The sequence below is a fragment of the Streptomyces sp. NPDC002845 genome, assembly GCF_053591955.1.
The window spans coordinates 71,931-86,515 of sequence record NZ_JBSFUU010000039.1; the positions used below are offsets into that span (position 1 = coordinate 71,931).

1 protein-coding gene is annotated in these 14,585 nt (G+C 75.0%); it reads right to left on the bottom strand.

The annotated features are described in order from the left end of the window. Positions 1-5 precede the first annotated feature (5 nt). Positions 6-14,585, bottom strand: a 14,580-nt coding sequence (locus ACWD3C_RS26790) for a type I polyketide synthase (protein WP_451148156.1), incomplete at its 5' end; no start/stop codon positions are given.

Sequence of the window (14,585 nt, forward strand, 5' to 3'; positions counted from 1 at the left end):
GCTCCTCAGGCCATTCCGAAGTTGTTGTCAAGAAGGTCGAACAGCTCGTCGGCGCTGGCCGAGCCGAGTGCGTCGGCGTCCGCCGGTCCGGCCTCCGGCGCGGTGCGCCGGGCCCAGACCCGTACGAGGTTCTGCAGACGCGCGCCGATGTCGTCGGCGCCCTGGGCGCGAGGGTCGGCGGCCGTCAAAGCCGCCTCCAGCGCCTGGAGTTCGGCCAGCACCGGGGCGGCTGGTCCGGGTTGGCCACACAGACCGTCGTACAGGTGGTCGGCGAGGGCGGTGGGGGTGGGATGGTCGAACACGACGGTCGCGGCGATGGGTACGCCGGTCGCCGTACGCAGCCGGTTGCGGAACCGCACGGCGAGCATCGAGTCGAATCCGACGGCGGAGAACGCCTGGTCGGCCGGGACGGCCTGGCGGCCGGTGTACCCGAGGACTGCGGCGGCGTGGTCGCAGACCAGGTCCAGCAGCAGGCGGCGCCGGGCCGGTTCGTCCAGCGGTGCGAGCCGCCCGGCGAGTTCGGCGGCCGCGTCGTCCTGGTCGTCCTCGCCGGTGTCGGCCGGCGCGGCGGTCGCCTCGGGCAGTTCGCTGAGCAGTCGCAGCGCGCGGGGGTCGGGCACGGCGGCCAGGATGCGGTCCCAGCGGACGTCGGCGAGGATCGCAGCGGGTTCGTCGTGGTCCAGCGACTGTTGCAGGGCCGCGGTGACCGTGTCCGTCTTCAGCGGGCCCTCTGCCGCCTCGGCACCGGCGGGCGCGGGTTCCTGACCGCCGAGGGCAAGAGTGACGCAGTGGGTCCCCCGGTCGCGGCGGCTGCGGGCCAGGGCTTCGAGGGCTGCGTACGCGCTGGTCGCGGCGGATCGGCGGGCCGCCCCCCAGACGCCGCTCAGCGGGAACAGCACGGCGAGGGCGACGGAGGACGGGGTCGGGTGGTCGTCGAGAGTGGCGTCGAGGTCCAGGACCGGGCCGAGGACGGAACGCAGCGTGCCGTCCAGGTCCTCGGGGGTGAGTTCGGCGAGCGAGGCCCCGGTGTCGTGGGCGCGGGCGAGGTGGACGACGGCCGTGAGCGGTGCCTCGTCGGGCGCGTCGGCCAGTAGTGCGGCCAGTGCCTCCCGGTCGGCGGGGGCGTGGTCTGTGACAGTCAACTCGGCGCCCAGCGCGGCAAGTTCGTCGCGCAAGGCCGCCACGGCGTCCTGATCCATGGCCGAGTCGCCGTGCAGGGCTGCCGCAGCCTCCCGATCCACGCACCGGTCGCCGGCCAGCACGACATGACGGGCACCTCGCCGGGCCAGCCAGCGGGCGATGTCCACGCCCAGCTTCCCGGTGTCACCGGTGATCAGGGCGGTGCCGCCGGCCGGGGTCCAGTCGCGGCCCGCCGCCGCGGTGGGGGCCGGGGCGTGGACGAGTCGGCGCACGTGTCCGCCGGTGGGCCGTACGGCGAGGTGGTCCTCCTCGTAGCCGCCGGCGAGGAGGACGGCGAGGCGGCGCACCTCGTCGGGGCCGGGGCTCGACGGCAGGTCGGCGATGCCACCCCAACGCCGCGGCTGTTCCAGACCGAGGACCCGGCCGAGCCCCCACAGCTGGGCCCCGCCCGGACGGCCGAGCCGTTCGTCCGGGTCGACGGCGACGGCGCCACCGGTCACGCACCACAACGGGGCGTCAAGCCCGAGGGCGTCCAGGGCCTTCAGCAGTTCGAGGGTGGCGGCGGTTCCGGCGAGCACCAAGGACCCGTCCGCGGCCGTACGTTCGTCCAGAGCGAGCAGGGACAGCACACCGGAGGCCGGGAGGGGCGCGTCCGCGACGGCGTCGGCGACGTCCTGCGCCGTACGAGCCGCGTCACCCGCGTCCACGGTGACGGTGCGGGCCTGCGCGCCACCGAGCCGCAACGCGTCATGGCACGCACCGACGAGCGGGTCGTCGGCGTGCTGCTTCGGTACGACGAGGAGCCAGCCGCCGACGAGCGGCGCGGCCGGCTGGTCGGCCACGGGCTGCCAGCGGACGCGATAGCCGAGGGACCGTACGGCGTCCTGGTCGAGCCGGGCGCGGCGCCAGCCGGACAGCACCGGCAGCACCTCGCGCAGCGCGGGGGCGAAGGCTTCTGGTGTGGCGTCCGCGTCCGCGCCGAGGGCGGCGGCCAGTCCGGCCGGGTCGCCGCTGTCCACGGCCGCCCAGAAGCGGTCCTGCGCGGCGTCGACACCGCCCGCCGCCGTGGCCGCCAGGGCGGTCCGGCCAGGAGTGGGCAGCCAGAAACGGGTCCGCTGGAAGGCGTAGGTGGGCAGGGCGACGCGGACGCCGGGCGCGGCCCGGTCCAGGACGTCCGGCCAGGCCACCTCCGCGCCGGTGGTCCACGCCTCGGCGAGCGAGGCGAGGAACCGCGCGGGGTCGCCGTCGTCGCGACGCAGCGTCCCGACGGCGGTGACGGTCCGCCCCGCCTTTTCAGCGGTTCCCTCGACACCGGCGGTGAGCACGGGGTGCGGGCTCGTCTCGATGAAGAGGTCGAATCCGGCGTCGAGCAGGTGGCCGGTGGCGCGCACGAACTCGACGGGTTCGCGCAGGTTCCGGTACCAGTAGTCCGCGGTCAGGAGCGATCCGTCGATGGTCTCGCCGGTCACCGTGGAGTACAGAGGTACGTCGCCCGTGCGGGGCCGTACGTCGGCCAGAGCGGCGAGCAGGTCGTCGCGGACCTGGGCCACCTGGGCCGAGTGCGCCGCGTAGTCGACCGGGATGCGCCGGGCTCGTACCCCGTCGGCCTCGCAGGCCGCGAGCAGGTCCGACAAGGCGGCCGGTTCCCCGGCGACCACCACCGCGTCGGGGCCGTTCACCGCGGCCACGCAGACGCGGTCGCCGTGGGGCGACAGCAGGGCGCGGGCCCGGTCCTCGGAGACGGCGAGGGACACCATGCCACCGGCACCGGCCAGTGCGACGAGGGCCCGGCTGCGCAGCGCGACGACCTTGGCACCGTCCTCCAGGGACAGCGCCCCGGCCACCACAGCGGCGGCGATCTCACCCTGACTGTGCCCGACGACGGCCGACGGCTCGACGCCGTACGACCGCCACAGCGCGGCCAGCGACACCATCAGGGCCCACAGCGCCGGCTGGACGACATCCACCCGGTCCAAGGAAGGCGCGTCGGGCTCGTCACGCAGCACGCCTGTCAACGACCAGTCCACGTGCGGCGACAGAGCAGCCTCGCACTCCGCGATCCGCTCCGCGAAGACGGGGGCGGAATCCAGCAGCCCCAACGCCATGCCCGCCCACTGCGATCCCTGGCCCGGGAAGACGAAGACGGTACGGCCGCCGCTGCGGGCGAGTCCCTCGACGGCTCCGGACGCGGCCGCCCGGCCTGCCAGGGCGGCCAGCGCGTCCAGCAGTTCCGTACCGCTGGTTCCGACGACGACGGCCCGGTGCGGGAAGGCGGACCTGGTGGTCGCCAGCGAGTGGGCGACGTCGGCCGGTTCCAGTTCCGGCCGCTGGATGAGGTGGGCGTGCAGCCGCGCGGCTTGCTCGCGCAGGGCCGACTGGGAGCGGGCAGAGAGGAGCCAGGGCAGTGCGGCCGGCGGGCGTGGGCCGTGCGGGTCGGCGGCGGGCGGGGAATCAGGGGTCCGGGGGGAGGCGGCCAGTGCGGCGGTCGGCTCGGCCACCTCCGCTGCGGCGACCGGCAACGTGGTGGCCGGACGCGGGCCAGCACTTTCCAGGGCAGCTGCCACCGAGGCGGCTGGCAGCGCGGTGGCCGGACGCGGACCACGGCCGTCAGCGTCTTCCGGAGCGGCTGCCGCCGGGAGGACCGTCTCCGAGGGCGCCTCCTCCAGGACGACGTGGGCGTTGGTGCCGCTCATGCCGAATGCCGAGACTCCGGCGCGGCGGGGGCGGCCCGGGGTCTGCCAGGGGCGGGCCTGGACGAGGAGCCGGACGGCTCCACCGGACCAGTCGACCCGTGTGGTGGGGTCGTCGGCGTGCAAGGTCCTGGGCAGCGTCCCGTGCCGCATGGCCAGGACGGTCTTCATCAGTCCGGCCACGCCCGCCGCGGCCTGGGTGTGGCCGAGGTTGGACTTCAGCGAGCCCAGCCAGAGCGGCCGGTCCGCCGGGCGGTCCTGACCGTAGGTGGCCAGCAGCGCCTGCGCCTCGATGGGGTCGCCCAGGACCGTGCCGGTGCCGTGCGCCTCGACCAGGTCGACGTCTCCGGTGGACAGGCCGGCATGGGACAGCGCCTGGCGGATCACCCGTTGCTGGGCGAGGCCGTTGGGGGCGGTGAGCCCGTTGCTGGCGCCGTCCTGGTTGACCGCGGTACCCCGTACCAGGGCGAGGACGGGGTGGCCGAGGCGCCGGGCGTCGGACAGTCGCTCGACCAGAATCATGCCGGCGCCCTCGCCCCAGCCGGTGCCGTCGGCACCGTCGGCGAACGAACGGCAGTGGCCGTCGGGCGAGAGACCGCCCTGCTTGCTGAACTCCACGAAGACATCCGGGGCGGCCATCACGGCGGCGCCGCCGACGAGCGCGAAGGAGCAGTCACCGGCGCGCAGCGCCTGGCCGGCGAGGTGCAGAGCCACCAGCGAGGAGGAGCAGGCCGTGTCGAGGGTGACCGCCGGGCCCTCGATGCCGAGCGTGTAGGCGATCCGGCCGGACGCCACGCTGGTGACATTGCCGCTGAGCAGATGCCCTTCGACTCCGTCGGACGGCGTGCCCGGCCCGGTGCCGTAGCCCTGGGAGGCCACGCCGACGAAGACCCCGCCCCGGCTGCCGCGGACCGACAGCGGGTCGATCCCGGCCCGTTCCAGGACTTCCCAGGAGGTCTCCAGCAGCAGCCGCTGCTGCGGGTCCATGGCCAGGGCCTCACGGGGCGAGATCCCGAAGAAGCCGGCGTCGAAGTCGCCCGCCCCGTCGAGGAATCCGCCGCCGGAGGTGTAGAAGCTGCCCGGTCGGCCGGGGTCGGGGTCGTACAGCGCGTCCAGGTCCCAGCCGCGGTCGGCGGGGAAGGCACCGATGGCGTCCACCTCGTCGGCCACCAGCCGCCACAGGTCCTCCGGGCTGCGCACCCCGGCGGGGAAGCGGCAGGCCATCGCGACCACGGCGAGGGGATCGTCGGCGAGCTCGACGGTCGTGGCCGGGGGTGCGGCGGTGTCCGGGCCGACGGCGGGCTGTGCGGTGCCCGCGAGGCCGAGGCGGATGTGCCGGGCGAGGTCGGTCGCCGTGGGGTGGTCGAAGAGCGCGGTGACGGGCAGGCCGAAGCCGGTGGCGGTCACCAGGCGGTTGCGCAGTTCGACCGCCGTGATGGAGTCGAAGCCGATGTCGCGCAGCGGGCGGTCGGGGTCGACCCGTTCGGCGGAGGTGTGGCCGAGGATCGCCGCCGCCTCGGTGGTGATCAGCTCGACCAGGAGCCGGTTCCCCTCGGTCTCGGGAAGAGCCGTAAGGCGGTCCCGCCACTTGTCGCCGTGGTCCGTCGCTGCGGCCGGACCGCCCTCGGACGGCTCCGCCGCGAGCGGCTCGGCGACCTCGGGCAGCGTCTGCAGAAGCTTGCTGGGACGTCCGGAGGTGAAGACCGGGATGAACCGTCGCCAGTCCATGTCGGCTACCACCACATGGGTGTCCCCCGCGTCCAGGGCCTGGTGGAGCGCGGTCAGCGCCTCTTCGGGCCGCAGGCCGACGAGGCCGTGGCGGCGCAGCCCGGCGCCGGCATCGCCGTCGGCCATGCCGATGCCCTCCCAGGGGCCCCACGCGACGGAGACGGCGGCCAGGCCGCGGGCTCTGCGCCGGGCGGCGAGGGCGTCCAGGTGCGCGTTGGCCGCGGCGTACGCGGCCTGGCCGCCGCTGCCCCAGGTGCCCGCGATGGAGGAGAACAGGACGAAGGCGTCCAACGGTTCGTCGGCGAGGAGTTCGTCGAGGTGGTCGGCTCCGTCGGCCTTGGCGGCCAGTTCCGCGTGGAACCGTTCGGGCGTGCAGTGCTCGGTGCGGGTGTCGGACACGGTGCCCGCGGCGTGGAAGACCGCGCGCGGTGTGTCCCCGGCCGCCCGGAGCCGCTCGATGAGCGTGGCGGCCTCGGCGCGGTCGGCGATGTCGCAGGCGGCCACGGTGACCCGTGCACCGGCCTGCTCCAGCTCTTCGGCGAGTGCGGCCGCCCCGGCAGCGGCGGGCCCCTGCCGCCCGGCCAGAACCAGATGCCCGGCCCCTTCCCGGGCCAGCCAGCGGGCGACGTGCCGGCCGATCCCGCCGGTGCCGCCGGTCACCAGCACGGTCCCGCGTGGCCGCCAACGGGTGGGGGCGGGCACGGCGTCGGAGACCGCACCGCCCTCCGCGACCGGGACGTCCTCCGGAGCCCGTACGGCGTCCGGAACCCCTACGGCGGCTGGGAAGGGGACCGCGTCCGGACCTGCTGGCGCAGCCATGCGGCCCACCGCGCCAGGGACTGCGTCCGCAACCGCGAGGCCCTCCACAGCCGGTACGGCGTCCGGACCGGCCGGGGGTGTCGTGGCCCGGGCAGAGCCCGCCTCACTGCCCCTGGCATCGGCCGGGCGGTCGGCAGCCGGGCGGTCGGCGGCACCGTGCGTCGCGCGGTCAAGGATGCGGGGAGCCGGGACCAACCGGCGGCCGAGCAGGCCGGACGGGCGGACGGCGATCTGGTCCTCACCGGCGAGTTCGTCCGTGTCGCCGACGCGGTCCGCGCCTCGCAGGCACGCACACAGGCCACGCAGGACAGCGGGGTCGAGCCGCTCGGGCAGGTCGATCAAGCCGCCCCAACGGTCGGGGTGCTCCAGGGCGGCGACCCTGCCGAGTCCCCACACACGGGCCTGGGCGGGAGACGGCGGCGTGTCCTGGCCCGCCTGGACCGCGCCGGAGGTCACACACCACAGGCGGCCCCGGGTGCCGGTGTCGCCGAGGGCCTGGAGGAGGGTCAGGGTAAGGGCGAGCCCCGCGCCGAGCGGCGCGTGGTCCGGGTGGGGGCGGTCGGTCAGGGCCAGCAGGGAGACCACGCCGGTGGCCCCGGCAGGCAGCCGGCCGGCCAGTTCCGCGCGCCCGGTGCCGGTGCCGATCCGGATGACGGACACCTCGGCGCCGTGCTCCGCGAGGGCCTGCTCACAGGCGGCGGCCGTCTCCGTGACGGCGGGGTCGTCCGGCACCGCAAGCAGCCAGGGGCCGGACAGCCGGGCGCGGGCGGGCACCCCCAAGGGCTGCCAGTCGACGCGGTACCGATGCCGGGCGGCGGCCGATTCGTGGTCCCGGCGCGAGCGCCAGGCGGACAGCGCGGGCAGTACGTCACCCAGCGGCGCCGCTTCGTCGAGGCCCAGCAGCGAGGCGAGGGACGGCACGTCGGCCGTGGCGACCAGGTCCCAGAAGGCGTCGGAGCCGGCCGTACCGCCCGTGGTACCGCCGTCCGTGCCCTTCGCGACGGCCGGGCGCGGCCAGAACCGCTCGTGCTGGAAGGGGTAGGTGGGCAGGTCGACATGGCGGTCCGGCGTATCGTCGCGCCCTGCGGACCAGTCGACGGGGACCGCGCTGACGTGCAGCCGGGCGAGGGCCGCGACGACAGAGACCGCCTCCGGCTGCTGCTTGGGCAGCAGAGGGACAGCCTCCACACCGGGAACCCCGGGCGCGTCCTCCGGCAGGCAGGCCGGCACCAGGGCGGAGAGGACCCCGCCCGGCCCGGCTTCCAGGAACGTCGTCGCTCCCTCGGCCACGAGGTGCCGTACGCCGTCCATGAACCGCACCGTGCCGCGCACGTGCCGCACCCAGTAGTCCGGGGAGCACAGCTCGTCGGCGGGGGCGGGCTCACCGGTCAGGTTGGAGATCACGGGGATCCGGGGCTCGGCGTACGACAGGCCCTCGGCCACCTCACGGAAGGCGTCGAGCATGCCCTCCATCCGGGCGGAGTGGAACGCGTGGCTCACGGTGAGCCGCCGGGTCCGGCGCCCCTGACAGCGGAACTCCTCGGCCGCACCGAGTACGGCGTCCTCGTCACCGCTGATCACCGTGGCCGCCGGACCGTTGACGGCCGCGATCCCGACCGTGCCGTCGGGCAGGTGGCCGAGGACGCGGAGCACCTCCTCCTCACCGGCCTCGACCGCCACCATGGCGCCGCCCTCGGGCAGTTCGTCCATCAGCCGTCCACGGGCGGCGACCAGGGCGCAGGCGTCGGGCAGGTCCAGCACCCCGGCGACGTGCGCGGCGGCCAGTTCGCCGACCGAGTGGCCGATCAGGAGGTCCGGGACGACTCCCCAGTGGCCCAGCAGCCGGAACAGCGCCACTTCCAGGGCGAACAGCGCGGGCTGGGTGTACCGGGTGCGGTTCAGCAGCAGGGCCTGCTCCCTGCCCTCGGCGGCGAACATGATGTCGCGCAGCGGGAGGTCGAGGTGAGGGGCGAGGTGGGTCAGTACGTCGTCCAGGGCATCGGCGAACACCGGCTCGTCGCGGTACAGCGCGGCTCCGGCGGCGGCGCGCTGGCTGCCCTGTCCGGGGAAGAGCAGCACGGTACGCCCGGGTGCCGCGAGGCCGGTGACCAGTTCCGGGGCCGGTGCTCCGGCGGCCAGGGCCTCCAACGCGCGGCGCGCTGCCGTCTCGTCGTGCCCGGGCACGGCGGCCCGGTGCTCCAGCGCGGCCCGGCCTCGGGCCAGCGCCAGGGCCACGTCGGGCAGCGGGGTGCCGGGGTGCGCGTCGAGGTGGGAGAGCAGCCGGGCCGCCTGGGCGCGTAGCGCGGCGGGGGTACGGGCGGACAGCAGCAGCGGCAGCGTCCGGGCCAGTGGGCGGTGTGCCTGACCGTCCACGGCCCAGCCGGGCGTGCGTTCCGCCGACCGACCGTCCCCAGGCTCGTCAGTCGTATCCTCCACCGCCCGACCATCCGCAGGCTCGCCGGCCGCACGCTCCACCAGCCCGCCGGCCGTGCCGTGGGCCGAACCGTCGGCAGTGCTGCGGGCCGTACCGGAACCCGAAGGGTCCCGCTCCTCCTCGTACGAGGTGGGCGCCTGTTCCACGATCACGTGCGCGTTGGTCCCGCTGATGCCGAACGACGAGACTCCGGCGCGGCGCGGCCGACCGGTCTGCGGCCACGGGGTCGGCTCGGTCAGCAGCCGCAGGCCCGCCGTGTCCCAGTCGACGTGCGTGCTGGGTTCGTCGGCGTGCAGGGTCCGGGGCAGTTCGGCGTGGCGGATGGCGAGCACCATCTTGATGACACCTGCGACGCCGGCGGCCGCCTGGGTGTGGCCGATGTTGGACTTGACCGATCCCAGCCACAGCGGCCCGTCGGCCGTCCGCCCGGCCCCGTAGACGGCCTCGAGGGCCTGGGCCTCGATGGGGTCGCCGAGCCGGGTGCCGGTGCCGTGCGCCTCGACGGCGTCGACCTCGTCGGCCGCGACCCGGGCGTCGGTGAGCGCGGCCCGGATGACCCGCTGCTGTGCCGGTCCGCTGGGTGCGGTCAGGCCGTTGCTGGCGCCGTCCTGGTTGACGGCGGTGCCGCTGAGCACCGCGAGCACGCGGTGGCCGTGGCGGCGGGCGTCCGAGAGGCGCTCCAGGAGCAGCATCCCGACGCCCTCGGCCCAGCCGGTGCCGTCTGCGGAGGCGGCGAACGCCTTGCAGCGGCCGTCCGGGGCCAGTCCGCGCTGGCGGCTGAACTCGACGAACAGCTTGGGCGTGCTCATGAGGGTGACGCCCCCGGCCAGGGCCTGTGCGCACTCGCCCCCGCGCAGCGCCTGGGCGGCCAGGTGCAGGGTCACCAGCGACGAGGAGCAGGCGGTGTCCACGGTGAGGGCGGGGCCGTCGAGGCCCAGTTCGTACGAGATCCGGCCGGACATGACGCTGGCGGTGTTGCCCGTCATGACGTGTCCCTCGGACACACCGGGTGCGCCGGTGAGGGTGGCGGGGTAGTCCTGGCCATTGGTGCCGACGAACACACCGACCGGCCGGCCGCGCAGCGAGGTCGGGTCGATCCCGGCGTGTTCGACGGTCTCCCAGCAGGTCTCGAGGAGCAGCCGCTGCTGCGGGTCCATGGCCAGCGCCTCGCGGGGCGAGATCCCGAAGAAGGTGGCATCGAAGCCCCCGGCGTCGTGCAGGAATCCGCCGCGTCGGCTGTACGTGGTGCCGGGCCGGTCCGGGTCCGGGTCGTAGAGCCCCTCGGTGTCCCAGCCCCGGTCCGGCGGCCAGTCCGCGATGACGTCCCGTCCCTCGGAGAGCAGCTGCCAGAAGGCTTCCGGGCCGTGGACGGCACCGGGGAACCGGCAGCCGATGCCGATGATCGCGATCGGGTCGTCATCAGTGGCGGCCGACCCCGCCGGGAGGCCGCCGGACGCGGCGGAGACGTTCGCGGTGGCGTCGGCGCGCTGCACGTCCGGTTCGGACGGGGCGAGTTCGGCAAGGAGATGGGCGGCGAGTGCCTGCGGTGTCGGGTGGTCGAAGAGCAGGGTGGTGGGCAGCCGCAGTCCGGTGGCCGTGCCGAGCCGGTTGCGGAGTTCCACCGCGGTGAGGGAGTCGAAGCCGAGTTCGGCGAAGGCCCGGCCGGGGGCTATGTCGGTGGCGGCCCGGTGGCGCAGCACCGTCGCAGCGTGCGTGCGTACGAGGTCGGTGATGTAACGGGACCGCTCGGCGGCGGGAAGCGCGGCGAGTTGCCCCCGCACCTGCCCGTCCGGCTCGGCCTGCCCTGCCTGCCCGTCCCGCGCCGATGTCTGCGCGCCGGGAACGGCGGCGCCCGGCAGGCTGCTCAGCAGTGCCGTGGAGCGCAGGCCGACGGCCTCGCGGTAGCGCTGCCAGTCGACATCGGCGACGACGCAGAGTTCGTCCTGGTCCGCCAGGGCCGCGGTCATGGCACGGACGGCCGCCCGCGGCTCCATGGGGCTGATGCCCAGGCGGCGAAGGCGGTCGGCGATCCCGTCGTCGACCATGCCGCCGCCCGCCCAGGCGCCCCAGGCGACGGACGTGCCGGGCAGTCCGGCGGCCCGGCGCTCGGCGACCAGTGCGTCGAGCGCGGCGTTGGCGGCGGCGTAGTTGCCCTGGCCGGCGCTGCCGAGGACACCCATGAACGAGGAGAACACGACGAAGTCGGACAGGCCGAGTCCGTCGGTGACCTCATGCAGAGTGCGGGCAGCGGTGACCTTGACGCGCATCAGTGTGGCGAGCCGTGCCGGGTCGAGGGCGTCGAGTGTGCCGTCGTCGAGGACCCCGGCGGCGTGGACGACCGTGGTGAGCGGCTGCTCCGCGGGGATCGCGGCGACAACCGCCGCCAGTTCCGCGCGGTCGGCGGCGTCGCAGGCGGCGATGGTCACCCGGGCGCCCAGCGAGGTGAGTTCGGCGCACAGTTCGTCCGCGCCGGGCGCCGCAGGTCCGCGACGGCTGAGCAGCAGCAGGTGGGCGGCCCCCTGTTCGGCCAGCTCGCGGGCCACCTGGGCGCCGACTCCACCGGTGCCTCCGGTGATCAGTACGGTGCCGCCCGGGGCCTGGCCGCCGACGGACTTGCGCCCGGCCTTGACCGGCAGCAGGCGACGGCCGTACACGCCGGAGGAGCGCACGGCGACCTGATCCTCGTCGGCGACGGCGGCGAGGACCGCGCAGAGCCGGTCGGCGGCCCGCTCGTCCAACGCGGCGGGCAGGTCGACGAGACCGCCCCAACTGTCGGGGCGTTCCAGGGCGACCGTCCGGCCCAGTCCGGCGACCGCGGCCTGAACGCTCACGGCGGCGAGCTGCTCGCCACCGCCCACGACCGCCAGGCCACGGGTGACGCACCACAGCGGGGCGTCCGTCCCGGTATCGCCGAGCGCCTGGACCAGGGCAAGCGTCAGGGAGAGCCCAGCCGGCACATCGGGTTGGGCGGGGTGCGGGCGTACCTCTTCGGCCAGCAGCGAGAGCACGCCCGCCACGGGCCCTTCGCCCGACGGGGCACGCAGGGCGGCCGCAAGGGATTCCCGGTCCTGGTCCGGGCCGGAGACGACCACGGGCACCGGTTCGGCACCGGCCGCCGTCAGCGCGGCCAGGACGTCGGCACCGCTGTCCGCTGCCGGAAGCGCAACAAGCCACCGCCCGGACAGCCGCGCCCTCGGGGCGAGCGTCAGCGGCCGCCAGCCCACGCGGTAGCGCCAACTGTCGGCACGCTGCCCTCGTATCCGCTCGGAGCGCCACGCGGACAGAGCGAGCAGCACCCGGCCCACCGCGTCCGGGTCGACCCCCAGGGCGTCGGCGAGGACATCGGAGTCCTGGCTCTCGATCTCCTGCCACAGTCCGTCGTCGGCCGGGCCGGCGGGCTCCGACGACTGCGGCGCCTCCAGCCAGTAACGGCGGCGCTGGAACGGGTAGGTGGGCAGGTCCACCAGTCGGGCGCCGGTGTCCGCGAAGACCGGCTTCCAGTCGACGGGGAGCCCCCGTACGAAGGCTTCTCCGAGCGCGTGGTGCAGACGCCGCAGTCCGCCCTCACCGCGCCGGAGCGTGCCGAGTACGACGGCCTCGGTTCCCGCTTCCTGGACGGTCTCCTCGATGCCCATGGTGAGCACCGGGTGCGGGCTGACCTCAATGAACCCCGTGTAGCCGGACTCCGCCAGCGTACGGACGGCCGGTGCGAACGCGACGGTGGCCCGCAGATTGCGGTACCAGTAGTCCGCGTCCATCCCGGCGGTGTCCAGCCAGCCGCCGACCTCCACCGTGGAGTACAACGGCACTTGACCCGCCATCGGCCGCAGCCCGGCCAGGGCTTCCATGAGTACCCCGTGTATTTCCTCCACATGGGTGGAGTGCGAGGCGTAGTCCACATCGATGCGCCGGGCCCGTACGCCCTCGGCCTCACAGTCAGTCAGCAACGCGGCCAGAGCGTAGGGGTCGCCGGACACCACCCCGGCGGAAGGGGCGTTGACGGCTGCGATCGACAGCCCGGGGCGGTCGGCGAGGAGGTCCGTCAGGCGGTCGTACGGGAGGGCGACGGAGACCATGCCGCCGCGTCCGGCCAGGACCTCCAGGGCCTGGCTGCGCAGGGCCACGACCTTGGCCCCGTCCTCCAGGGACAGCGCGCCCGCCACCACGGCAGCGGCGATCTCCCCCTGCGAGTGACCCACGACGGCGTCCGGCACCACCCCGAACGACCGCCAGACCTCCGCCAACGACACCATCACCGCGAACAGCGCCGGCTGGACCACATCGACCCGGTCCCACGCACTGCCCGAGCGCACGGCGTCCAGCAAAGACCAGTCCACGAAGGGAGCCAGAGCCCGCTCGCACTCCTCCATCCGGGCCGCGAACACCGGCGACTCGTCCAGCAACTCCCGTGCCATACCGGCCCATTGGGAGCCCTGGCCGGGAAAGACGAACACGACCGGTCCGGCGGCGGTCGCCTCGCCCTCCGCCACGTCCGCGCCGGGCGCACCGGTGGCCAGCGCCGTGAGCCCCTCCTCCAGCGTCCGCCGGTCCCCGCCGACCACGGCACGGTGGTCGAACAGCGAACGGGACGTGAGCAGGGAGAGTCCGAGGTCGCGGGCGGCGGGGCCGGCGGTGTCCCGAAGGAGCGGCAGCAGACGGCGTGCCTGGTCGCGCAGGGCGTCCGGGGTACGGGCGGAGAGCACGAGCGGTACCGGGGACGTGTCGGGTACGGGGTCGTGGTCGGCCGACGGGGCAGGGGGCGCCTCCTCCAGGATGAGGTGGGCGTTGGTCCCACTGATCCCGAAGGACGACACCCCCGCCCTCCGCGGACGCCCCTCGACCGCCGCCCAATCCCGCTGCTCCGTCAGCAGCTCGACCCCGCCCGAGGCCCAGTCCACGAGCGGCGTCGGCTCATCCACGTGCAAGGTCCGTGGCAGCGCACCTTCCTGAAGGGCCATCACCATCTTGATGACACCGGCCACCCCGGCCGCCGCCTGCGCGTGCCCGATGTTCGACTTCAACGACCCCAGCCAGAGCGGCCGTTCGTCCGGCCGTTCCCGCCCATAGGTGGCCAGCAGCGCCTGCGCCTCGATCGGGTCCCCCAGCCGCGTCCCCGTACCGTGCGCCTCTACGACATCCACCTCGCCGGGAGCCACTCCGGCCGCCGAAAGCGCGGCCCGGATCACCCTCTCCTGCGCCGGCCCGCTGGGCGCGGTCAGCCCGTTGCTCGCCCCGTCCTGGTTCACCGCGCTGCCGCGCACGACCGCCAGCACTCGATGGCCGTTGCGACGGGCGTCCGACAACCGCTCCAGGACCAGGAGCCCGACTCCTTCGGCCCAGCCCGTGCCTGCCGCCGACGCGGCGAACGAGCGGCACCGACCGTCCGCTGAAAGCCCCCGCTGCCGCGAGAACTCCACGAACGTCCCCGGCGACGACATCACCGTCACCCCACCCGCCAGCGCCAGCGAGCACTCCCCCGAGCGCAGGGCCTGGGCCGCCAGATGCACCGCGACCAACGACGACGAGCACGCCGTATCCACCGTCACCGCAGGACCCTCGAGCCCCAGCGAAAACGCCACCCGACCCGACAACACGCTTCCCGCGCCGCCCGTCAGCCGCTGGCCGTCGACGCCTCCGGCGGGTATGTGCAGTGCGGGTCCGTAGTCGTGGTACATGATTCCGGCGAAGACGCCGGTGCGGCTGCCGCGCAACGTGTGCGGATCGATACCCGCCCGCTCCACCGCCTCCCACGAGGCCTCAAGGAGCAACCGCTG